General features: G+C 68.4%; 18 protein-coding genes. 9 read left to right on the top strand and 9 right to left on the bottom strand.

The window, feature by feature from the left end:
- The 6 genes from glcF to BTE28158_RS22795 all read left to right on the top strand — a co-directional run bounded on the left by glcF (position 1) and on the right by BTE28158_RS22795 (position 8,144).
- On the top strand, positions 1-1,221 hold the full coding sequence (glcF, locus tag BTE28158_RS22820; RefSeq protein ID WP_124629533.1) for a glycolate oxidase subunit GlcF: 1,221 nt from the start codon (positions 1-3) through the stop codon (positions 1,219-1,221).
- Between the two features lie 22 nt (positions 1,222-1,243).
- The gene (locus BTE28158_RS22815) at positions 1,244-1,648 is read left to right on the top strand and encodes a GlcG/HbpS family heme-binding protein (RefSeq protein ID WP_151051588.1); all 405 of its coding nucleotides are present in this window, start codon (positions 1,244-1,246) and stop codon (positions 1,646-1,648) included.
- Positions 1,649-1,684: 36 nt separating this feature from the next.
- Positions 1,685-3,859: a malate synthase G gene (locus BTE28158_RS22810; RefSeq protein WP_151051586.1), complete on the top strand. Its 2,175-nt coding sequence runs from the start codon at positions 1,685-1,687 to the stop codon at positions 3,857-3,859.
- A gap of 559 nt (positions 3,860-4,418) precedes the next feature.
- Entirely contained in the window at positions 4,419-5,981 is a 1,563-nt protein-coding gene (locus BTE28158_RS22805; RefSeq protein WP_151051584.1) for a sensor domain-containing diguanylate cyclase, read from the top strand.
- 107 nt (positions 5,982-6,088) lie between these two features.
- Positions 6,089-7,468, top strand: coding sequence for a cache domain-containing protein (locus tag BTE28158_RS22800; protein WP_151051582.1), 1,380 nt, complete (start codon positions 6,089-6,091; stop codon positions 7,466-7,468).
- A 31-nt stretch (positions 7,469-7,499) separates the two neighbouring features.
- Positions 7,500-8,144: a response regulator gene (locus BTE28158_RS22795; RefSeq protein ID WP_059604649.1), complete on the top strand. Its 645-nt coding sequence runs from the start codon at positions 7,500-7,502 to the stop codon at positions 8,142-8,144.
- A gap of 127 nt (positions 8,145-8,271) precedes the next feature.
- Here the strand turns inward: BTE28158_RS22795 and BTE28158_RS22790 are convergent, their stop codons facing one another.
- Complete coding sequence (locus BTE28158_RS22790) at positions 8,272-8,868, bottom strand: MlaC/ttg2D family ABC transporter substrate-binding protein (RefSeq protein ID WP_059467381.1); 597 nt, start codon at positions 8,866-8,868, stop codon at positions 8,272-8,274.
- A 327-nt stretch (positions 8,869-9,195) separates the two neighbouring features.
- On the opposite strand from BTE28158_RS22790, the gene hpnN reads away from it, so the two are divergent.
- Together hpnN and BTE28158_RS22780 are read left to right on the top strand one after the other, a co-directional pair.
- Entirely contained in the window at positions 9,196-11,829 is a 2,634-nt protein-coding gene (hpnN, locus tag BTE28158_RS22785) for a hopanoid transporter HpnN (RefSeq protein ID WP_174920095.1), read from the top strand.
- Positions 11,822-12,859, top strand: a complete 1,038-nt coding sequence (locus tag BTE28158_RS22780; protein WP_174920093.1) for an MlaA family lipoprotein — start codon at positions 11,822-11,824, stop codon at positions 12,857-12,859. The genes hpnN and BTE28158_RS22780 overlap by 8 nt, the downstream gene beginning before the upstream one ends.
- A gap of 120 nt (positions 12,860-12,979) precedes the next feature.
- Here BTE28158_RS22780 and BTE28158_RS22775 read toward each other — a convergent pair whose 3' ends face one another.
- From BTE28158_RS22775 to BTE28158_RS22755, 5 genes are all read right to left on the bottom strand, one after another.
- Positions 12,980-13,636 carry a phosphorylase gene (locus BTE28158_RS22775; RefSeq protein ID WP_239007429.1) on the bottom strand — a complete coding sequence of 219 codons (657 nt, stop codon included), beginning with the start codon at positions 13,634-13,636 and terminating at the stop codon, positions 12,980-12,982.
- Between the two features lie 54 nt (positions 13,637-13,690).
- Complete coding sequence (gene shc / locus BTE28158_RS22770) at positions 13,691-15,664, bottom strand: squalene--hopene cyclase (RefSeq protein ID WP_059604640.1); 1,974 nt, start codon at positions 15,662-15,664, stop codon at positions 13,691-13,693.
- 11 nt (positions 15,665-15,675) lie between these two features.
- Positions 15,676-16,929: a hydroxysqualene dehydroxylase HpnE gene (gene hpnE, locus BTE28158_RS22765; RefSeq protein WP_151048220.1), complete on the bottom strand. Its 1,254-nt coding sequence runs from the start codon at positions 16,927-16,929 to the stop codon at positions 15,676-15,678.
- Positions 16,930-16,933: 4 nt separating this feature from the next.
- Positions 16,934-17,782, bottom strand: coding sequence for a presqualene diphosphate synthase HpnD (hpnD, locus tag BTE28158_RS22760; protein ID WP_151048219.1), 849 nt, complete (start codon positions 17,780-17,782; stop codon positions 16,934-16,936).
- Positions 17,783-18,039: 257 nt separating this feature from the next.
- Entirely contained in the window at positions 18,040-18,372 is a 333-nt protein-coding gene (locus tag BTE28158_RS22755) for a hypothetical protein (RefSeq protein WP_059604635.1), read from the bottom strand.
- A gap of 212 nt (positions 18,373-18,584) precedes the next feature.
- On the opposite strand from BTE28158_RS22755, the gene BTE28158_RS22750 reads away from it, so the two are divergent.
- Entirely contained in the window at positions 18,585-19,469 is an 885-nt protein-coding gene (locus tag BTE28158_RS22750; RefSeq protein ID WP_151048218.1) for an alpha/beta fold hydrolase, read from the top strand.
- A 38-nt stretch (positions 19,470-19,507) separates the two neighbouring features.
- On the opposite strand, the gene BTE28158_RS22745 is transcribed toward BTE28158_RS22750, so the two are convergent.
- From BTE28158_RS22745 to BTE28158_RS22735, 3 genes are read right to left on the bottom strand one after another with little or no spacing between them, the layout of a single operon-like run.
- Complete coding sequence (locus BTE28158_RS22745; RefSeq protein WP_059604628.1) at positions 19,508-20,458, bottom strand: GGDEF domain-containing protein; 951 nt, start codon at positions 20,456-20,458, stop codon at positions 19,508-19,510.
- The gene (locus BTE28158_RS22740) at positions 20,455-21,081 is read right to left on the bottom strand and encodes a chemotaxis protein CheC (RefSeq protein WP_059604625.1); all 627 of its coding nucleotides are present in this window, start codon (positions 21,079-21,081) and stop codon (positions 20,455-20,457) included. Before BTE28158_RS22740 ends, BTE28158_RS22745 begins: the two co-directional genes overlap by 4 nt.
- Positions 21,074-21,442: a response regulator gene (locus tag BTE28158_RS22735; RefSeq protein ID WP_040138947.1), complete on the bottom strand. Its 369-nt coding sequence runs from the start codon at positions 21,440-21,442 to the stop codon at positions 21,074-21,076. The genes BTE28158_RS22740 and BTE28158_RS22735 overlap by 8 nt, the downstream gene beginning before the upstream one ends.
- Positions 21,443-21,786 lie beyond the last annotated feature (344 nt).

Below are 21,786 nucleotides of genomic sequence, written 5' to 3'. Positions count from 1 at the left end.
ATGCAAACCAATCTCAGCGAAGCCAGCAAGGCCCTCGACCGGGCCGACGAAGCGGAAGCGATCCTGCGCGCGTGCGTGCACTGCGGCTTCTGCAATGCGACCTGCCCGACCTACCAGGTGCTCGGCAACGAGCTCGACGGGCCGCGCGGACGCATCTACCTGATCAAGCAAATGCTCGAAGGCGAACCGTGCGGCGAGCGCACGCAGCAGCATCTCGACCGCTGCCTGACCTGCCGCAACTGCGAAACGACCTGTCCGTCCGGCGTGCGCTATCACACGCTGCTCGACATCGGCCGCGCGGAAGCCGAGAAACGCGCGCGGCGTCCGGCGCGCGAGCGCCTGCTGCGCGCCGGCCTGCGTCACGTCGTGCCGCGGCCGGCGACCTTCGCCGCGCTGCTGAAGGCCGGCCGCGCGCTGCGCCCGCTGCTGCCCGGCACGCTGCAGGACAAGATCCCGGCCACCGTGCCCGCCGCCATGCCGCGCCCGCCCGTGCGCCACGCCCGGCGCGTGCTGATGCTGGAAGGCTGCGTGCAGCCTTCGCTGTCGCCGAACACGAACGCGGCCGCCGCGCGCGTGCTCGACCGGCTCGGCATCAGCGTGACGCCCGCGCGCGAGGCCGGCTGCTGCGGCGCGACCGAATATCACCTGAACGCGCAGGATGCCGGGCTCGCACGCGCACGCCGCAACATCGATGCATGGTGGCCCGCGATCGCGGCCGGCGCGGAAGCGATCGTGCTGACGGCGAGCGGCTGCGGCGCGTTCGTGAAGGAATACGGCGACCTGCTGCGCTCCGACCCCGTCTATGCCGACAAGGCGCGGCGCGTCAGCGCGCTCGCGCGCGACCTCGCGGAAGTGATCGCGGCCGAGCCGCTCGACGCGCTGGCCGATGCGACGCAGCGTCGCGTCGCGGTTCATTGCCCGTGCACGCTGCAGCATGCGCAGCGGCTCGGCGGCGCGGTGGAGAGCATCCTGACGCGGCTCGGCTTCGATCTGACGAATGTCGCCGACGGCCACCTGTGCTGCGGCTCCGCCGGCACCTATGCGCTGACGCAGCCCGAACTCGCCACCAAACTGCGCGACAACAAGCTCGACGCGCTCGAAGCCGCACGGCCGGACCTGATTGTCACGGCCAACATCGGCTGCCAGACTCACCTGAACGGCGCGGGCCGCACGCGCGTGCGCCACTGGATAGAGCTCGTCGACAACCGACTCGTCAACTGACCGCTGATTCCGGAGGAACGCCATGAAAACGAAGCCCGAACTCGAACTCGCCGACGTCGACCGCATGCTCGCCGCCGCCCGCGCGGAAGCCGAGCGTCACGGCTGGGCCGTGTCGATCGCCATCGTCGACGACGGCGGGCACCTGCTCGCGTTCGCACGCCTCGACGGTGCATCGGCGGCCAGCGCCTGCATCGCGCAGGACAAGGCGCGCGCGGCGGCGCTCGGCCGTCGCGAGACGAAGGCGTATGAGGATATGATCAACGGTGGCCGCACGGCGTTTCTGAGCGTGCCGCTGACGGGGTTGCTCGAAGGCGGCGTGCCGGTGACGGTGGAAGGCCGCATTGCGGGCGCGATCGGTGTGTCTGGCGTAAATTCCGAACAGGATGCGCAGATCGCCCGCGCCGGCACACAAAGCGTCGCGGCCTGATCCGCGCGCGTTTTTCATTCCCCGGGAGGAATCACGATGATCGACCAAGCAGGACTGCAAGTCGCGCCAGCGCTGAGCCAGTTCATTGAAAACGAAGCACTGCCGGGCACCGGTATCGACAAGACCGCATTCTGGAGCGGTTTCTCGGCCCTGGTGCACGACCTCGCGCCGCGCAACCGCGAACTGCTCGCGGAACGCGACCGCCTGCAGCAGGAACTCGACGCGTGGCATCGCGCGCACCCCGGCCCGGTGCGCGACCATGCCGCGTATCGCGCGTTCCTCGAACAGATCGGCTATCTCGTGCCGGTCCCGTCGAACGTCGCGGCAGCCACCGCGCACGTCGACAGCGAGATCGCGACGCAGGCCGGCCCGCAGCTCGTCGTGCCGCTGTCGAACGCGCGCTATGCGCTGAACGCCGCGAACGCACGCTGGGGCAGCCTGTACGACGCGCTGTACGGCACCGACGCGCTGCCGGAGGACGGCGGCGCCGAACGCACCACGGCCTACAACCCGACGCGCGGCCAGCGCGTGATCGACTACGCGCGTGAAGTGCTCGACAACGCGGCGCCGCTCGCGAGCGGCTCGCACCGCGACGCACTGCGCTATCGCGTGGAGGACGGCCAGCTCGCCGTCGAAACCGGCAAGGGTGTCGTGCATCTCGCGCAGCCGGCGCAGTTCGTCGGCTATCAAGGCGCGGCAGGCGCACCGTCCGCGATCCTGCTGAAGCACAACGGCCTGCACCTCGAGATCCAGATCGATGCGTCGACCCCCATCGGCCGCGCCGATCTCGCGAACGTGAAGGACGTCGTGCTCGAAGCCGCGGTCAGCACGATCATCGACTGCGAGGATTCGGTCGCGGCGGTCGACGCCGACGACAAGGTCCAGCTGTATCGCAACTGGCTCGGCCTGATGCAGGGCACGCTGGTCGAGGAAGTCGCGAAGGGCGGCAAGACCTTCACGCGCCGCCTGAACGCCGATCGCGAATACACGACGCCGGCCGGCGGCACGCTGACGCTGCACGGCCGCTCGCTGCTGTTCGTGCGCAACGTGGGCCACCTGATGACCAACGGCGCGGTGCTCGACCGCGACGGCAACGAGATTCCGGAAGGCATCCTCGACGGCGTCGTCACGGTGCTGTGCTCGCTGCATGACCTGAAGGCGAAGCGCAACTCGCGCACGGGCTCGATCTACATCGTGAAGCCGAAGATGCACGGCCCGGTCGAAGTCGCGTTCGCCGACACGCTGTTCGCGCGCATCGAGGACCTGTACGGCCTGCCGCGCAACACGCTGAAGATGGGCATCATGGACGAGGAGCGCCGCACGAGCGTGAACCTCGCCGCCTGTATCGCCGCCGCCGCCGCGCGCGTCGCGTTCATCAACACCGGCTTCCTCGATCGCACCGGCGACGAGATGCACACCGCGATGGAAGCCGGCCCGATGATCCGCAAGGGCGACATGAAGTCGTCGGCATGGATCCAGTCGTACGAGCGCAACAACGTGCTCGCGGGCCTGTCGGCCGGCCTGCGCGGCCGCGCGCAGATCGGCAAGGGCATGTGGGCGATGCCGGACCTGATGCATGCGATGCTCGAGCAGAAGATCGCGCATCCGCGCGCCGGCGCGAACACCGCGTGGGTGCCGTCCCCGACCGCCGCGACGCTGCACGCGCTGCACTACCACCTCGTCGACGTGCAGGCTGTCCAGCAGGAACTCGAGAAGACGCCGTACGCCAGCGAACGCGACGCGCTGCTCGAAGGCCTGCTGACCGTGCCGGTCGTCGAACGCGCCGAGTGGAGCGAGGCCGAGATCCTGAGCGAAGTCGAGAACAACGCGCAGGGCATCCTCGGCTACGTCGTGCGCTGGGTCGAACAGGGCGTCGGTTGCTCGAAGGTACCGGACATTCACGACGTCGGCCTGATGGAAGACCGCGCGACGCTGCGCATCTCGAGCCAGCACATCGCGAACTGGCTGCGCCACGGCGTGATCACCGAGGCGTTCGTGCTCGACGTGTTCAAGCGGATGGCGCGCGTCGTCGATCAGCAGAATGCCGGCGACCCGAACTATCGCCCCATGGCGCCCGGCTATGACCAGTCGACGGCATTCAAGGCCGCGTGCGCGCTGGCCCTGCAGGGCACGTCGCAGCCGAGCGGCTATACCGAGCCGCTGCTGCATCGGTTCCGGCTCGCGTACAAGGCGCAGCAGCACGGCGCGTAAACCCTTGGCATGCGGGCTTTCCCGCATGCGGTTTCGCGAAACGGGCGGCCATCGTGGCCGCCCGTTTTTCATCTGCGAATTCATGCGGATACCGAAATGGATAATCGGTCCGTATCGCATGACCTCAAGTTCCTGCTTCACCGGCCGTTAAAGCAGTAAAACCGGCCAGCGTGGAATTCGCGCCGCTCCTGCCCCTGGCGCAAAGCCTTGCGCCGCAACGCTCCACGCGCGATTGGCAAGTGTCGGCCACGGCGATAAGTTGATCCGGATCAACGGTCCGCAACATTCTCCGCGCATACGAATACGCGCGTTATACTCGGATCAATCCGCGCCGCCCGATTCGTCGGATCGTCGGATCGTCGGATCGCGGCCAAATCTTCCGGTGAACGGAGTGATTTTTGCGGTTTATCTGGCCGCAATCATCGATGATCGGCTCCCGTTCTCCGGTCGATCGGGCGGCATGCGCATCGGAGACCGCATACCGGATCGCCGCCGGCAAATCATACGAACAATCGCATCGGCCCGCCGCCTGGCGCAGATGCCCATCGATCCACGGACCATGGCAGAAACCGACTACGCAATGCCCAGCGAATCCGGTCTGACGGGCCGCATCGCCGCGCAATTTCGCCGGTTCCTGCTGCCGCACCTGATCTTCTATTCAGGGCTGCTGATCGCGCTGCTCCTGTTGCTGCTGTGCGCCATCGTGCTGTACGAAGGCCGTATCGACGCACGCGATATCGCGCGCACCACCCAGCAGAACATCGCGCTGATGGCGTCGTGGGACATCGAGCGCAACATCGAGATCTATTCGCTGTCGCTACAGGCGGTCGTCGACGGCTCGAACGATCCCGAAGTCGCCAGGCTGCCGCTGTCGCTGCGCCGCCAGGTGCTGTTCGACCGCGCGACGACGGCCAAATATCTCGGCGGCATCTACGTGCTCGACGCGAACGGTGACATCGCGGTCGACGGCATGAGCGATGTGCCTCGCAAGGCCAACTTCGCCAACGAACCGTATTTCACGGTGCACCGCGACCACCCGGACGTCGGCCTGTACATCAGCGATCCGTACCATTCCCGACTGCGCGGCGGCTCGCTGAGCATCGCGCTCAGCCGGCGTATCACGCGGCCCGACGGGTCATTCGGCGGCGTCGCCGTGATGTCGATCCGGCTCGAATATTTCCAGAACCTGTTCTCGCGCCTGGCGCTCGGCGATCGCGGCTCCGTCGCGCTGATCAACACCGACGGCCGGATGGTCGCGCGCAAGCCGTACGATCCGGCGATCGTCGGCCGCGACATCAGCAAGGCCAGCACGTTCCGGCACTTCATGACCGCGAACGAGGGCAGCTTCGCCGATACCGCGTCGATCGACGGCGTGCGGCGCCTGTACGTGTTCCGGCATCTCGAAAACGTGCCGCTGATCATCATGGTCGCGCGCTCGGAAGCCGACACTTACGCAGCGTGGTACGACCGTGCGATCCCGATCGGTTCGGCGATGGTCATGCTCGCGCTCGGCTTCGCCAGCTTGTCGCTGCTGCTCGACGTGCAGCTGCGCAAGCGGCACCGTGCGGAAACCGAACTGCAGGCGCTCGCGCGCACCGACGGCCTCACCGGCCTCGACAACCGCCGGATGCTCGACGTCACGCTCGCGCGCGAATGGCGCCGCGCGGCACGCTCGCAACACGCGCTGTCGCTGCTGTTCGTCGACGTCGATCACTTCAAGCGCTACAACGACACGCAAGGCCACCAGGCCGGCGACGACGCGCTCGCCGCGGTCGGCCGCTGCATCGCGGGCTGCCTGCGGCGCCCGGCAGACTATGCGGCCCGCTACGGCGGCGAGGAATTCGTCGTCGTGCTGCCCGACGTCGACACGCCCGGCGCCGTGACGATCGCCGAAGCGATCCGCACCGGCATCCTCGATCTCGGCATCCGGCACGCCACGGGCTCGTCCGACCGCCTGACCGCGAGCATCGGCGTGACGACCTGCTACCCGGAACGCGACGACAGCATCCAGGCCGCGCTGAAGCTCGCCGACGACGCGCTGTACCGGGCCAAGGAACGCGGGCGCAACCGGGTCGTCGTGCAGACGGCCGAGAGCCTGGATCGCACGCCGCGGCGCGCCTGAGCCACGGCAGGCCGCCGCCCCGCCGACCCCGGGCGAAATCGCCGACAATGTCGGCTCGCCGCCGCGCGACACATGTGCCGGCCGGCCCGCGCCCGCTTCACACCACCATGAGACTCAAGGCAAAGATTTTCCTCCTGGCCATCGTGCCATTCCTGCTCGCGATCGCCGGCATCGGCTTCGGCGTGCGCCAGCAGGCGACGTCGCTCGCGCGCACGCAGCATGCGACGATCCAGACCGCCTACCTGTCGAGCAAGGAAGTCGAGCTGAAGCATTACGTCGAGCTCGCGACGAGCGCGATCATGCCGCTGTACGACGCGAGCGGCCGCAATGCGCGCGACGACGCGCTGCTGCGCACCCAGGCGCTCGCGATGCTGCAGAAGATGGATTTCGGCCCCGACGGCTATTTCTTCGTATATGACCTGCACGGCAATGCGCTGATGCATCCGCGCGAGCCCGAGCGCGTCGGCCACAACTACTGGTCGATGCGCGACCCGCAGGGCGCGCTGACGATCCAGCAGCTGATCGGCGCCGCGTCGCACGGCGGCGGCTACGTGCGCTACACGTGGCAGCGGCCGTCGACGGGCAAGCTCGCGCCAAAGCTCGGCTACGTCGTCGCGCTCGAACGCTGGGGCTGGATGGTCGGCACCGGCATCTATCTCGACGACGTCGACAACGCGTTGCAACGCATCGACGCGCGCGCGTCCGCGAACATCGAGCGGACGATGAGCTGGCTCACCGCGATCGCGCTGACCGGCGCGGCGGCGATCGCCGTCTGCGCGCTGGTGCTGAACGTCAGCGAGTCGCGCAGCGCCGACGCGAAGCTCAAGCAGCTCGCGCAGCGTGTCGTCGAATCGCAGGAACAGGAGCGCGAGCGGCTGTCGCGCGAACTGCATGACGGGATCAGCCAGATGATGGTGTCCGCGAAGCTGATGCTCGAATCCGCGCTCGCGCGCTTCGAGCGCGGTGCGACGCGCATGCCCGAAGCCGAGCAGGCGCTCGCGTCGGGCGTCGGACGTCTCGGCGACACGCTGCGCGAAGTGCGGCGCATCTCGCATGCGCTGCGCCCGGCGATGCTCGACGATCTCGGCCTCGCGGCCGCGCTCGAGCAGCTCGTGCGCGAACTCGGCGCGGAAAGCGGCATCGACATCGGCTATACGCAGGTGGCGCACAGCGGCGCGCGGCCGTTGCCCGCGCCGGTCAATACGGCGCTGTTCCGGATCGCGCAGGAAGCGCTCAGCAACATCGTGCATCATGCTCAGGCGTCGCGCGCGGCCGTCACGCTCGACGTCGGCGCGCATTCCGCCACGCTGACCATCGCCGACAACGGCTGCGGCTTCGATGCCGAGCGGTCGCAGACCGACGCGCGCCGCGGCATCGGGCTGCGCAACATGCGCGAGCGCCTCGACGCGCTCGGCGGCACATTGACGATCACGTCGCAGGTCGGCCACACCGTCGTGGCCGCGCGCGTGCCGCTGCGCGCCGCCTGACCACGCGCCCCGTAACCGGAGACCTTTGCCCATGAGCGCCCCCGACATCGCCCGGCCCGCCGCCCGACTGCTGCTTGTCGACGATCACCCGCTGGTGCGCGACGGCCTGCGGATGCGGCTCGAGGCGGCCGACCTGTCCGTGGTCGGCGAAGCCGGCAACGCGGACGAGGCGCTCGCGCTCGCCGCGTCGCTCGAGCCCGATCTCGCGCTGATGGACGTCGGCATGAACGGGATGAACGGCATCACACTCGCCGGCGTCTTTCACGAGCGCTTTCCGGGGATTCGCGTGCTGATGCTGTCGATGCACGACAACGTCGAATATGTGACGCAGGCCGTGCGCGCCGGCGCGAGCGGCTATCTGCTGAAGGATTCACCCGCGAGCGAGATCGTGCGCGCGATCGGCGCGGTGCTCACGGGGCAGACGTTCTTCAGCGAAGGGCTCGCCGCGCGGATGATCCAGGCGAGCGCGACCGCGTCGCCGCTCGACCGCCTGACGCCGCGCGAACGCGACATCCTCGATGCGCTGGCCGAGGGGCTGTCGAGCAAGCAGATCGCGCAGCAGACGGGGCTCTCGGTGCGCACGGTGGAAACGCACCGGCTCAATCTGAAGCGCAAGCTCGAGATCGAGGGGCAGGCGGAGCTGATCAAGTTCGCGGTCGAGCATCGGCGGCGGTAGCCCCCCCGACACCGGCGTTGCGTCGTGCCGAACATGACGCCGCCACCGCGAACCCGCAACGAAAAGGGCGCCCGAGGGCGCCCTTGATGCATGCCGACATGCTGAACAGCCGGCCGACTGGCGGCGATCAGTTCGTCCGCGAGTTGTGCTTCTGCAGATACGCGATCAGGCCGTCGATGCCGCCCGACGCGAGCTGGCTCTTGAACTGGCCCTGGTAGACCTGGATCAGCCACGCGCCCGACATGTCGATGTCGTAGATTTTCCAGTCGCTACCGACCTTGCCGAGGCGGTAGCCGACCGACTGGCTGTCGCCCGGCGTCGTGACCGTCGACTGCACCAGCGCATCGGCGCCCGACGCGCCGCCGGCCTTGAACGAGAACTTCGCGTCCTGGCCGCCGAGCTGCGCGAGCGACGCGGCATAGGTGCGCGTCATCAGCAGCTTGAACTGCTTGTACAGCTCCTGCTGCTGTTGCGGCGTCGCCTGCTTCCAGGCATCGCCGACCGCGATGCGGGTCGTGCGTTCGAAGTTCGTCGCGGGCAGGAAGCGCTGCTCGACGACTTGCGTGACTTTCGCCATGTCGCCGCCGCGCGCGCCCGGATCGGCCTTCATCGCGTTGACGGTGCCTTCGACCGCATTACGGACGATGTCGACGGGCGCGCTCTGCGCGAAAGCGGAAACCGACACGGCGGCCGCCGCGACGAAAGCAAAGAGATGACGTTTCATACGGATATCGCACTCGATGAGAAAAAACAGCCGGCGAATTGCATCGGTGGCATTGGCCGGTGGGTCGAAGTATAGCGGCCTGGCGGCCGGCCTGCCGCGCGGTGACCGACTGTTACCTTTCAACCCCTTTTGTCACAGGCCCCGTCGCGGCGCGACGCCAGTCGATTATGTAAGCATCCCCATACAAATCGCCGGGCCCCGCGCGCCGATTCCTGCGCTGCGGAGCAAATATCCTTCCCGCCCCTTTACGCTCCAACGTCGCGACCGACGCCACGTTGCGCCGGTATACTCGTTGTTTTGTCCTTGCCAGCCCCTCCCCGCCGCCACATGGTGACATCTCTCATTGTCCGACTCGTCGCATGGTCGGTACGCCGCCCCGTCTGGGTCGTCGTGCTGTCGCTCGTCGTCGCCGTCTTCAGCGGCGTCTACGTCGCGCAGCACTTCAAGATCAACACGGACATCAGCAAGCTCGTCGATGCCGAACCCCAGTGGGCCGCGCTCGGCCAGGCCGTCGACAAGGCCTTCCCGCAACGCAACGGCACGATCCTCGCGGTGGTCGAGGCCCCGGCACCCGAATTCGCAACCGCCGCCGCGCATACGCTCACCGAAGCCCTGCAGAAGCAGGCCGACGCCGGCCGCATCGGCCAGGTCGCCGAACCCGGTGGCGGCCCGTTCTTCGAGCACAACGGGCTGCTGTTCCTGTCGCCGCAGGAAGTGTCGGACACGACGACACAGCTCGCGAGCGCGCGGCCGCTCGTCAACGAACTCGCGAAGAACCCGAGCCTGACCGGGCTCGCGACCACGCTGTCCACCACGCTCGGCCAGCCGCTCCTGACCGGCCAGGTGAAGCTGCCCGCGATGGCGAAGCTGCTCGCGCGCAGCGCCGCGACGGTCGACGACGTGCTGGCCGGCAAGCCCGCCGCGTTCTCGTGGCGCGGGCTGGTCGACAGCGATGCCGCGCGCCAGCCGGCCCGCGCGTTCGTCACGGTGCAGCCGGTCGTCAACTACGGTGCGCTGAAGGCCGGTGCCGAGACGACCCAGGTGATCCGCGACACGGCGAAAGCGCTCGGCCTCGAGCAACGCTACGGCGCGGTCGTGCGGCTGACCGGCGAACAACCGCTCGCCGACGACGAATTCGCGTCGGTCGAAGACGGCGCCGCGCTCAACGGCGCGCTCACGCTCCTCGCCGTGCTCGTGATCCTGTGGCTCGCGCTGCGCTCGAAGCGGATGATCGGCTCGGTGCTCGTCACGCTGTTCGTCGGCCTCGTCGTGACCGCGGCGCTCGGCCTTGCGATGGTCGGTTCGCTGAACATGATCTCGGTCGCGTTCATGGTGCTGTTCGTCGGCCTCGGCGTCGATTTCTCGATCCAGTACGGTGTGAAGTACCGCGAGGAACGCTTCCGCGATCCGCGCATCGATCACGCGCTGATCGGCGCCGCGCACTCGATGGGCATGCCGCTCGCGCTGGCCACCGCGGCCGTCGCGGCGAGCTTCTTCTCGTTCATCCCCACCGCCTATCGCGGCGTGTCCGAACTCGGCCTGATCGCAGGCGTCGGGATGTTCGTCGCGCTGCTCACCACGCTCACGCTGCTGCCGGCGCTGCTGCGCCTGTTCGCGCCGCCGGGCGAATCGAAGACGCCGGGCTTCCCGTGGCTCGCGCCGGTCGACGACTACCTCGATCGCCATCGCAAGCCGATCCTGATCGGCACGCTCGTGGTCGTGATCGGCGCGCTGCCGCTGCTCGCGTTCCTGCACTTCGACTTCAATCCGCTGCATCTGAAGGATCCGAACAGCGAATCGATGGCGACATTGCTCGCGCTGAAGGATTCGCCGGAAGCGGCCGTCAACGACGTCACGCTGCTCGCGCCGTCGCTCGCCGAGGCCGACGCGGCCGCGAAGCGCCTCGACGCGCTGCCGGAAGTGGGCCGCACGACGACGCTGTCGACCTTCGTGCCGGCCGACCAGCCGGCCAAGCGTGCGGCGATCGCCGCCGCCGCGAGCGACCTGCTGCCCGCGCTGACGCAGCCGGCCGCGCCGCCCGCGACCGACGCGCAGCGCGTCGCCGCGCTCAAGCGCGTGTCGGACCTGCTGAGCTACGCGGCCGAAGATCACCCGGGCCCGGGCGCGGCCGCCGCGCAGCATCTGTCGGCATCGCTCGCGAAGCTCGCCGCCGCGGATGCCGCGACGCGCGACCGCGCCGAACGCGCGTTCTCCGACACGCTGCGCATCGCGCTCAATCAGCTCGCGACGCTGCTGCAACCGCAGGACATCACGCGCGAATCGCTGCCGCCGCAGCTCGTGCGCGACTGGATCGCGCCGGATGGCCACGCGCTCGTGCAGATTTCGCCGAAGGTGCCGACGGGCGTCGATCCGAACGACGACACGATGCTGCGCCGCTTCGCGAAGGCGGTGAAGGCCGCCGAGCCGGGCGCGATCGGCGGCCCGATCTCGATCCTGCATTCGGCCGACACGATCATCAACGCGTTCCTGCATGCGGCGCTGTGGTCGATCCTGTCGATCACGATCCTGCTGTGGATCACGCTGCGACGCTTCGGCGACGTGCTGCGCACGCTGGTGCCGCTGCTCGTGTCGGGGCTCGTCACGCTCGAGATGTGCGTCGTGCTCGGCATGTCGCTGAACTTCGCGAACATCATCGCGCTGCCGCTGATGCTCGGCGTCGGCGTCGCGTTCAAGGTGTACTTCGTGATGGCATGGCGCGGGGGCCAGACGGGCCTGCTGCATTCGAGCCTCACGCACGCGGTGCTGTTCAGCGCCGCGACGACGGCAACCGCCTTTGGCAGCCTGTGGCTGTCGCATCATCCGGGCACGTCGAGCATGGGCAAGCTGCTCGCGCTGGCGTTGACCTGCACGCTGATCGGCGCCGTGGTGTTCCAGCCCGTCCTGATGGGCAAACCGCGCGTCAAACGCGCCAAGAACCAATCGCAAGGAATCAATGAATAAGGTGCGAATCATTGCGGCGACCGTTGCCGCCACCGCAGTGCTGTCCGGCTGCGCGACGGGACCGAACCGCAACCCCAATGACCCGCTCGAGCCGATGAACCGGGCGATGTACAAGTTCAACGACACCGTCGACACGAACATCGCCCAGCCGATCGCGAAGGGGTACCAGAAGGTCACGCCGACGCCCGTGCGCACCGCGATCAGCAACTTCTTCTCGAACCTCGGCGATCTCGGCAACATCGCGAACAACCTGCTGCAGCTCCGCATCACCGATGCAACCGAGGATCTGATGCGCGTGGCGATGAACTCGGTGTTCGGCGTCGGCGGCCTGATCGACATCGCGACACCGGCCGGGCTGCCGAAGCATCATCAGGATTTCGGGCTGACGATGGCGCGCTGGGGCGTGCCGTCCGGCCCGTACCTCGTGCTGCCCGTGTTCGGGCCGAGCACGATCCGCGATGGCGTCGGCCGCGCGGTGGACGTTCGCTTCAACCTGCTCAACTACATCGAGCCGGCCGTGCGCAATCCGATGTACATCGCGCAGTTCATCAGCGCGCGTTCGGACCTGCTCGGCGCAACCGACCTGCTGAAGCAGGCCGCGCTCGATCCGTATTCGTTCGTGCGCGACGCATACCTGCAGCAGCGCAAGTCGCTGACGTATCGCAGCCAGTCGTCGTCGGGCACGCTGCCGACCTACACCGAGCCGGGTGAATCGGGCGCCGTGCCGGCGGCCACGCCGGCCGTGCCGGGGTTGCCGAACTACGAGGATCCGGGCGAGGGTGCCGCACCGAACAACGCGCCGGCTGCGCCGGGGTTGCCGAAGTATGACGATCCGGGTGCGGACGGCGCGACGCCTGCGAGTACGCCTGCGAGTACGCCTGCGAGTATGCCTGCGAGCGCGCCTTCGAGTGCGCCTGCAGCGGCGCCTGCGGCTGCGTCGGTCGGGGCGACGACCGCGCCGGCCGCCAACGGCGCGCCGATCGCGCCGGCGATGCCGACGGTGCCCGCGAGCGGTCCGGCCGCGCAGTAACGCGCACGGCATCCGCCCGCAAGCCGAAGAGCGCTGCATCATGCAGCGCTCTTTTTTTTGCGTGTCCGGAAAACGAAAAAGGGAAGGGGGAGAGGAGAAGCCGAACGCGGCGAGCGCCGGTCAGACGATCCGCATCGCGCCCGCACGTTCGAACGCGTGCCGCGCCTGGATCAGCGTCGTGCGCGCCGCGCGCGCATCGCCCGCGACCTGCAGCAACGGGCCAAGCTGCGACGGCTGCTTCAGCAGCTCGCTCAGGATCGGCAGAATGGCCGTGCTGCCGTCGTCGCGCAGGCCGGCCGTCGCCGCGCGCGGCAGCGTGCGCCACGCAGGGTCGACGATCGCGCGGCACACCGCGAACGGCACGCCGCGCGACGCCGCGAAGGCCGCGGCGATATGCGATTCCATGTCGACGGCAAGCGTGCCCTTCGTGCGATGCAGCGACGCCTTTTCCTGCTCGCTGACCACCGGCGCGCCGACTGCCGCCATCGTGCCGCGCGTGACGCGCGCCCACACCGGCGTGTCGTGCAGCGCGGCGACGAGCCGCGCGCTCCAGCCCGGATCGGTCTGCACGCGGCCGAACGGCCCGTCGATCGCGTCCGCGATCACGAGCGCGCCCGGCGCGAGATCGGGTGCGAGCCCGCCCGCCGTGCCGAAGCTCACGATGCCCGCGCAACCGCGCGCGGTCGCCTCTGCCAGCGCGCGCTCGAGCCGGTCGGCCCGCGCCGCGAACACGGCCTCGACGCCGTGACCGCGCGCGATGCGTGCCTCGAATGCCATCCCCGTGACTGCGATGACGGGCAACGTGCCGTTGTGCTGCGCCGGTGCCACGCGTTACATCCCGACCGTCACGCGCGTCGCATTGGCGCGCTTCAGGTTGCGATAGCGCGCGAGCGCCCACAGCGGGAAGAACTTGCGATACCCGTGATAGCGCAGGTAGAACACGCGCGGGAAGCCGGTCGCCGTGAAGCGCGTCTCGTCCCACAGGCCTTCTTCGTTCTGCTGCGCGATCAGGTAGTCGACGCCGCGTGCAACGGCCGGGTTGTTCACCTCGCCCGCCGCCATCAGGCCGAGCAGCGCCCAGGCCGTCTGCGACGCGGTGCTCGGCGCCTGCTCGAAGCCGCGGTAATTCAGCTTGTAGCTGTCACCGTCCTCGCCCCAGCCGCCGTCCTTGTTCTGGATCGACAGCAGCCACTGCGCGCCGCGCTTCACGCGCGGATCGTCCGGCGTCAGGCCGGCCGCGTTCAGCGAGCACAGGGCCGTCCACGTGCCGTACACGTAGTTCATCCCCCAGCGGCCGTACCAGCTGCCGTCCGGTTCCTGCTCCTTCAGCATGTAGTCGAGCGCGCGACGGGCCGGCTCGCTGTTCAGCGCACTCTCGCCAAGTTGCGACAGCATCGACAGGCAGCGGCCCGATACGTCCGAGGTCGGCGGATCGAGCAGCGCGCCGTGATCCGAGAACGGGATGTTGTTCAGGTAGTACTGCGTGTTTTCCGGTTCGAACGCGCCCCAGCCGCCGTCGCTGCTCTGCATGCCGACGACCCATTCGCGCGCGCGCGCCATCGATTCGCGATACGTATCCGTCTGCTTGAGCTTCTGCGCACGGTCCATCGCCATCACGACCACCGCCGTGTCGTCGACGTCCGGATAGTGCGCGTTCGCATACTGGAACGCCCAGCCGCCCGGCCGCACGTTCGGTCGGCGCGAGATCCAGTCGCCGCGCACGTCGAGGATCTGCAGCGGGCGCAGCCAGTCGAGGCCGCGCAGCACGGCCTCCTCGGCACGCGCGTCACCGGTTTCGAGCAGCGCATGCGCGACAAGCGACGTGTCCCACACCGGCGACAGGCACGGCTGGCAATACGCTTCGTCCTCGTGCACGACGAGCAGCTTCTCGATCGACTTGCGCGCGATCGCGCGGTTCGGATGATCTTCCGCATAGCCGAGCACGTCGTACATCATCACCGCGTTGGCCATCGCCGGATAGATCGCGCCAAGGCCGTCCTCGCCGTTCAGGCGCTCGTCGACGAACGACACGGCCTGGCGGATCGCGCGTTCGCGCGTGTAGCTCGGGAACAGGCCGTCGACCGCGCGCAGCGCGTGGTCGACCACGCGGAAGAACGCGAACCAGCCAGGGCTCTGGTGGCCCTGGCGCGGCAGCAGGCCGGCGTTGACGGGCGGGTCGATGAACAACTCGTCGATGCGCACGCCGCGCGGGTTCTTCGCGATCGGACGCTTCGCGTTCAGCACCAGCAGCGGCACGATCACGGTCCGTGCCCAGTACGACACCTTCGACAGGTGGAACGGGAACCATTGCGGCAGCAGCATGATTTCGACCGGCATCATCGGCACCGCGCGCCACGGAATCGCACCGTACAGCGCGAGCTGGATCCGCGTGAACACGTTCGACATCTCGGCGCCGCCCATCGCGTGGATCGCGCGGCGCGCACGCTGCATGTGCTCGGCGTTCTCGTCGTCGCCAATCACCTTCAGCGCGAAATACGCCTTCACGCTCGCGCTGATGTTCGGCGCGCCGTCGGTGAACAGCGGCCAGCCGCCGTCGGCCTGCTGGATGCGACGCAGATAGCGGCCGATCTTCTGTTCGAGCTCGAGGTTCGGCGTCTCGCCGAGATAGTGGACGAGCAGTATGTATTCGGCGGGAATCGTCGAATCGGCTTCGAGTTCGTAGACCCAGTGTCCGTCCGCGTTCTGCGCGGCCAGCAGCGCGTCGGTCGCGCTGGCGACAGCCGCGTCGAGTCCGGCCGGCACGGTGCCGGCGGACAGGTTAGCCATATCGGTGAGATCGTTCATCGGTCCCTCTCTTATTGTGTCTGGAGCACGTCCGCGGCCAGTTGGCCGGAACGGATCGCGCCCTCGATCGTGGCGGGCAAGCCGGTGGCAATCCAGTCACCCGCCAGCACGAGATTGGTCCAGCGCGTACGCACGGCCGGACGTTTCATTTCCTGCGACGGCACCGCCGCAAACCCCGCGCGCGGCTCGACGACGAGCTGCCACGCGGGGAGGGTTTCCGGGTTCGCGCCGGTCACGCGCGCGACGTCTTCCCAGATGCGCCGCGCGAGCGCATCGCGCGGCATGTCGAGCCAACGGCCCGCGTCGCGGATCGTCGCCGCGAGCGGACCATCGCCTGCGCGCACCGCGTCGACGATGCCGTTGACGACGGCCGTCTGCAGCGGGCTGCCCGCCGGTGTATCAACCGCGAAATACGCGGTCACGACCGCGCTGAACGTGTCGGGCGCGGTGAGATCCGGGACGAGCGGCTGCGCGACCTCGGGCGGCACAGCCAGCACGACCGCGTCGCCCGGCGCGAGATCGACACGCTCGCCGCCGATCGCGACCGCATCGACCGCGTTGCCGTGCGCGCCGAATTCGAACGCATCGAGCCGCGAGTTCAGGCGGATCTGCGCGCCGCCGTGCTGCAGCATCCGCAGCGCCGGTTCGACGAATGCGCTGCCGAGGCCGTGGCGCGCGACGAGCGGGCGCCAACCGGGGCCGCCCGCGGCAAACATGCCGCACAGTGCCGCGCGCGCGAGCTCGGCGCTCGCGTGGCGCGGTTCGACGTTCAGCACCCCGAGGAAATACGGCCGCAGCCAACGATCCCACAGCACGCCGTCGCATCGCATCGTCTGTGCGAGTGAGCGCCCGGTGCGCGCGAACGCGAGCGACGCCAGCGCGAGGTAGTCGACCGGCGTGGTGCCCGGCGCACGCGACGCGGCATCGAACAGCCACGACGGCCAGCGCCCGTTGCCGAAGCGCAGCGTCCAGCGCTGCTGCGACGCGACGTCGATCACCGGATATTCAGGCAGTGCGGGCCCCGTGAGCTGATCGGCCGCGCCGATCGCGCGCAGGTAGCGCTGCGTCGCGGACTGCCCCGCGAAGACCTGGTGCAGCCCGCCGTCGAGCGTCGTGTTCAGCGTCTCGTCGAACCACGAGCGGCAGCGGCCGCCAGCATGCGCATGCGCGTCGTGCAGCACGATGCGCCGCCCGCGGCGTTGCAGCTCGACGGCGGCCGACAGGCCCGCGAGTCCTGCACCGATCACGTGGACGGTTCTGGGCATTGGCTCAGAACAGCGCGTAGCGCGCGGCGATCATCAGCATGCGCGCCTTCGGCTTGCGCAGCGGCACGCGCGGGGCGGCGAAGCCACGCGCGATCGCGGCTTCCAGAATGCAGCGGTACGCGCCTGACATGATGCGCGGCGCCTTGACCTGCGCGCGCGTGCAGCGATCCATCACGGCGTCCGCCGCGCGGAAATGCTCGAGCGCACGCTCGACGAGCGTTGCGCACACGCGCGGCAGCGCCGGGTCGCGCACGATCGTCGCCGGATCGGTGATCGCGATGCCTTCGCGCGCGAGCAGCTCGCGCGGCAGGTAGCAGCGGTTGATCGCCGCGTCGTCGTCGATGTCGCGCAGGATGTTCGTCAGCTGCAGCGCGCGGCCGAGGTGGTGCGACAGCTCGATGCCTTCCGCCTCCGGGATCCCGAAAATCCTCACCGACAGACGGCCGGCCGCACTCGCCACGCGATCGCAGAACAGGTCGAGCGTCGATTCGTCCGGTGCGCAGATGTCCTCGGCGGCGTCCATCGCCATCCCGTCGATCATCGCGTGGAAGTCCTCGCGCTTCAGGTCGAATGCGCGGATCTCGCGCTCGAGCGCGACCAGATGGCGCGGCGGCTGGCCGGCGAAGCACGCGTCGATGTCCGCGCGCCAGCGATCGAGGCCCGCGTTGCGCTCGGCGCGCGGCAAGTCGCTGTCGGCGATGTCGTCGACCGCGCGGCAGAACGCGTAGACCTGGAACATCGCGTCGCGCTGCACCGCCGGCAGGATGCGCATCGCCAGATAGAAAGAACTGCCCGATGTGACGGCAGCGGCGTCGGTTTCTTGTTCGTCCACGACGAGATTGGAAACGGCCAAGACGAGCTCCACGGAGACACCCACGCGGGGCGATTGAAGAAGCCATGCCCGGCTGGGTTGGTCAGGGCGTCAAATGCGTGCGAGATATGCGAACGATCGACGCAGACAGGCACAAATTACCGGCCGGATGCCGGAATTGGGCGAAAGTATAGCAATCTTTGAAGTTCGAAGGGCGGAGACGCGCCGCGCCCGGCAGGCCGTCAGGGGGCTCGGGCCTGCGTGGCCGGGCGCGCCCGAGAGCGGCGTCGCGCCGCCCGTCAGCCGTAGACGATGTCGCGCTGCAGATCGAGCGCAATGAGCCCCATTTCACGGGTCAGCTGCAGCATCGAGCGGCGTTCGAGGCGCGAGCCCATGAAGCTCGTCACGCGCCCGTCGGGGTCCGCCGTAAACTGGAACGACGGGCCGCCGGTGCCGAACCACGCGCCCGGCACGTCGGGCGACTCCTGCCAGTCGATCTGCTCGAACACGCGCGCGATCCCCGCGCGCACCACGTCGCCAGGGCCGATCGGCGGCGCGATCTCGCCCAGGTCGTCGAGCGAATAGGGGCCAGGCTTGTCCGGCCGCCGGTAGAAGAGGTAGTCGACGTTCATGGGGCGCAATCGGAAGCAAAGCGTCAAATTAGCGCGCTTCGGCGCAAATTCAAATCAGATCAGGACGAATTGTGGCCTGAACGAGACAAAAGGGCCGCATCGCGGCAGCCGATCCGGGCACGCGCACGCGCACGGTCGGGCCGCGCGTTCATGCTTGGACGCGCGCGGCTTCGTCTAAGATGAACACCTCTCTCGAAAAAGACACGGACACCATGGAGACGAATGTAACCGCTGCCGCGCAATCCGGCCATCCCGTTTTCGTGCTTGTGCACGGCGCGTGGCATGGTGCGTGGTGCTACGCGCACGTCGCGGCCGCGCTGGCCGCGCGCGGCTACCTGTCGATCGCGCGCGACCTGCCCGCGCACGGCGTCAACGCCCGCTTTCCCGCGTCGTATCTCGAACGGCCGCTCGACGAGGACGCATTCGGCGCCGAGCCGTCGCCGGTGGCGAATACCACGCTCGACGATTACGCGACACAGGTGATGCAGGCGGTCGACGACGCATACGCGCTCGGGCACGGCAAGGTCGTGCTCGTCGGCCACAGCATGGGCGGCCTCGCGATCACGGCCGCGGCGGAGCGCGCGCCGGAGAAAATCGCGAAGATCGTCTATCTCGCGGCGTTCATGCCCGCGTCGGGCGTGCCGGGCCTCGACTACGTGCGTGCGCCCGAAAACAAGGGCGAAATGCTGGGCCCGCTGATGCTCGCGAGCCCACGCGTCGCGGGCGCGCTGCGGATCGATCCGCGCAGCGGCGATGCCGCGTATCGCGCGCTCGCGAAGCGCGCGCTGTACGACGACGTCCCGCAGGCCGACTTCGAGGCGGTGGCGAACCTGATGACCTGCGACGTGCCGGCCGCGCCGTTCGCGACCGCGATCCCGACGACCACCGCGCGCTGGGGCGCGATCGATCGCCACTACATCAAGTGCCTGGCGGATCGCGTGATCCTGCCCGCGCTGCAGCAGCGCTTCATCGACGAAGCCGACGCGTTCGTGCCCGGTAATCCGACGCACGTGCACCAGCTCGACAGCAGCCATTCGCCGTTCATGTCGCAGCCGGCCGTGCTGGCCGGCGTGCTCGTGGATATCGCGAAAAGCTGAACGGCGCGGATCGCACGCGTGAAGCGGCGGCGCGGCGGTTACGCGTAGGCGACCGACCGATCGCGCCCGAGCCGCTTCGCGCGATAGAGCGCGGTGTCGGCCTCGTTGACGAGCGTGTCGAACGCCAACGCGCCCGCCGTCGCGCACGCGCAGCCGACGCTCGCCGTCACCGGCACGCTGACGCCTTCCGCATCGACCGGCGTGCTGCCGATCGCGTCGCGCACCTTGTCGGCCACCCGCATCGCCTCGTCGAGATTCGTGCACGGCAGCAGCAGCGCGAATTCCTCGCCCCCGAAGCGGCCGAACGTATCCTGCGCGCGCACGATCGAAGCGACGCGGCGCGCCGTCTCGCGCAATACCGCGTCGCCGGCCGCATGCCCGAACCGGTCGTTGATCGTCTTGAAGTGGTCGAGGTCGAATAGCAGCACCGACAGGTCACCGCCGTAGCGCTGCCAGCGCGCGAACTCGTCGCCGAGCCGCGCCTCGAAGAAACGACGGTTCGCGATGCCGGTAAGACCGTCGCGATTCGCATGCTCGCGCAGCTTCGCGACCGCCTCCTCGCGCTCGCGCTGCATCACGCTCACGTGCGTGACGTCCGAGATCGTCACGCACACGGCCTCGACTTCGCGGCCACGCGTGAGCGGCATGAACGTGCAGTCCTGCTGCATGTAGTCGACGCCGCCGGTGATCGGCCGGTCGTGTTCGAAGCGAAACAGGTAGGGCCGCTGCTCCCACGAGCTGAATGCGAAACTGCCGAGCTGGAACACGCTCTCGAGCTTGCGTTCGAGCCATGCGCGCGGCAGTTCCGGAAAGCGGTCGAACAGGTTGCGGCCGATCACGTCGGCAGCCGGGATACCGCTGTGGTCCTGCATGAAGCGATTCCACATCAGCACGTTCATCGTGCGGTCGAGCACGAACAAGCCGAAGCCGACCCGTTCGATCACGAGGTCGCTCAGCGACGCGGCGGTGGTGATCGGGGTAGCGGTCATAGCGCGGACAGCAACGCGTCGAGCGCGTCGCCCATCAGCCGGATCGAATCCTCGGCCATCAGCATCACGAAATGTGCGCGGAATGCGTGATCCTCGAGGCCGAAGTTCACTTCGAGCAGCAGCGCGACGCTCCATGCGAGCGCGGTCGGCTGGAACACGTCGTCGAACGACACGTTCGCGCCGAGCAGCCCCGGCGGGAAGAACACGGGCTTGCGGCCGAGTTCGTCGAGAATCGACGCGACGCACGCGCTCATCAGCACGTTCGCGACGTCGAACACGAGTTCGTCCTGCGTGGCCATGCCGGCGTACACGCCGTCGCCGAACGTGCGGTCCATCAGCGACATGAGCCGCGCGACGCCCGCGCTGCGGCACAGCACGATCGCCTCGCCCTTGATGTCGGAACGGAATCCCTGGCGCACGGCCGTCACGTTCTCGTGGATGCCCGTCATCTCGCGCAGCGCGTCGCCCGCATCGGCAGCCTTCACGACGCGCACGCGCGGGACCGAGAGCTCGATGAAATGCCCGAGCAGGAGCGCGAGCCGTGCGGCGGCGCGGCCCATCGCGAGGTTGGCGATCTCCTGCAACGCGTCGCGTTGCTCCGCCGTGAACACCGATTCAGGCATACAACCCATACTCCTTGAGAATGGGCAGCAACGCCTCCGACGTCACGGGCTTGGCAACGAATGCGATCGCGCCCAGCTCGCGCACGCGTGCTTGCGCCTGCGGCTGAATATCGGCGGATACCACGATCACGAACGTGTTCAGATCTTCGTGGCGCAGTGTCTCGAGCACCTGATAGCCGTTCATGTCGGGCATCGTCAGGTCCAGAAACATCACGGAAGCTTTGCCGTCACGATAGAGCGCCAGAGCCTCGCGACCATTCGCCGCATACGCGACGTCGACGTCCCAGTCTCCCGGCAGTGCCTTTGTCAGAAGTTTGCGAGCGAGCAAGGAGTCGTCGGCGATCACGATCGGCAAAGGCATGGCGGCGAAGCGGTATACGGAATGGTCTCTCTCGCGTTAACGACTGCGCGGCGCAATTCTTGAGGCGCCATGCAATCAAGCGTGGGCCCCACCGTGCGGCCGCGCGTGGGCGTCGCGGCGCGAGGCACGCGACACACCGCGCCGCGAACGCCGGCGGGCGCATATATCTGTCATAGGGAAAGCAAGGCGCGATTCTCTGAGTAAACCGAGGGCAGTGCAACTCGCCATTTTCACCATTTCGAACAGAATCGGTTCGATCGCGCGGCATTCCGAAAACAGTCGCGGCCATTTTCAAGATAAGCACGCAAAATTTTTCTTTGTGTACGTTTGCGCTGCCGGATTCA

It is taken from the genome of Burkholderia diffusa, from assembly GCF_902499115.1.
In the GTDB taxonomy this organism is placed as follows: Bacteria; Pseudomonadota; Gammaproteobacteria; order Burkholderiales; family Burkholderiaceae; genus Burkholderia; species Burkholderia diffusa.
The sequence above is the reverse complement of the archived record's forward strand: the minus strand, read 5'-3'. Positions and strand labels throughout refer to the sequence as shown.

What these genes read in the sequence shown, in the direction of transcription:
- glcF (WP_124629533.1), top strand. Translation starts at nt 1, where the DNA reads ATGCAAACCAATCTCAGCGAAGCCAGCAAGGCCCTCGACCGGGCCGAC.
- BTE28158_RS22815 (WP_151051588.1), top strand. Translation starts at nt 1,244, where the DNA reads ATGAAAACGAAGCCCGAACTCGAACTCGCCGACGTCGACCGCATGCTC.
- BTE28158_RS22810 (WP_151051586.1), top strand. Translation starts at nt 1,685, where the DNA reads ATGATCGACCAAGCAGGACTGCAAGTCGCGCCAGCGCTGAGCCAGTTC.
- BTE28158_RS22805 (WP_151051584.1), top strand. Translation starts at nt 4,419, where the DNA reads ATGGCAGAAACCGACTACGCAATGCCCAGCGAATCCGGTCTGACGGGC.
- BTE28158_RS22800 (WP_151051582.1), top strand. Translation starts at nt 6,089, where the DNA reads ATGAGACTCAAGGCAAAGATTTTCCTCCTGGCCATCGTGCCATTCCTG.
- BTE28158_RS22795 (WP_059604649.1), top strand. Translation starts at nt 7,500, where the DNA reads ATGAGCGCCCCCGACATCGCCCGGCCCGCCGCCCGACTGCTGCTTGTC.
- BTE28158_RS22790 (WP_059467381.1), bottom strand. Translation starts at nt 8,868, where the DNA reads ATGAAACGTCATCTCTTTGCTTTCGTCGCGGCGGCCGCCGTGTCGGTT.
- hpnN (WP_174920095.1), top strand. Translation starts at nt 9,196, where the DNA reads ATGGTGACATCTCTCATTGTCCGACTCGTCGCATGGTCGGTACGCCGC.
- BTE28158_RS22780 (WP_174920093.1), top strand. Translation starts at nt 11,822, where the DNA reads ATGAATAAGGTGCGAATCATTGCGGCGACCGTTGCCGCCACCGCAGTG.
- BTE28158_RS22775 (WP_239007429.1), bottom strand. Translation starts at nt 13,636, where the DNA reads ATGGCATTCGAGGCACGCATCGCGCGCGGTCACGGCGTCGAGGCCGTG.
- shc (WP_059604640.1), bottom strand. Translation starts at nt 15,664, where the DNA reads ATGAACGATCTCACCGATATGGCTAACCTGTCCGCCGGCACCGTGCCG.
- hpnE (WP_151048220.1), bottom strand. Translation starts at nt 16,929, where the DNA reads ATGCCCAGAACCGTCCACGTGATCGGTGCAGGACTCGCGGGCCTGTCG.
- BTE28158_RS22755 (WP_059604635.1), bottom strand. Translation starts at nt 18,372, where the DNA reads ATGAACGTCGACTACCTCTTCTACCGGCGGCCGGACAAGCCTGGCCCC.
- BTE28158_RS22750 (WP_151048218.1), top strand. Translation starts at nt 18,585, where the DNA reads ATGGAGACGAATGTAACCGCTGCCGCGCAATCCGGCCATCCCGTTTTC.
- BTE28158_RS22745 (WP_059604628.1), bottom strand. Translation starts at nt 20,458, where the DNA reads ATGACCGCTACCCCGATCACCACCGCCGCGTCGCTGAGCGACCTCGTG.
- BTE28158_RS22740 (WP_059604625.1), bottom strand. Translation starts at nt 21,081, where the DNA reads ATGCCTGAATCGGTGTTCACGGCGGAGCAACGCGACGCGTTGCAGGAG.
- BTE28158_RS22735 (WP_040138947.1), bottom strand. Translation starts at nt 21,442, where the DNA reads ATGCCTTTGCCGATCGTGATCGCCGACGACTCCTTGCTCGCTCGCAAA.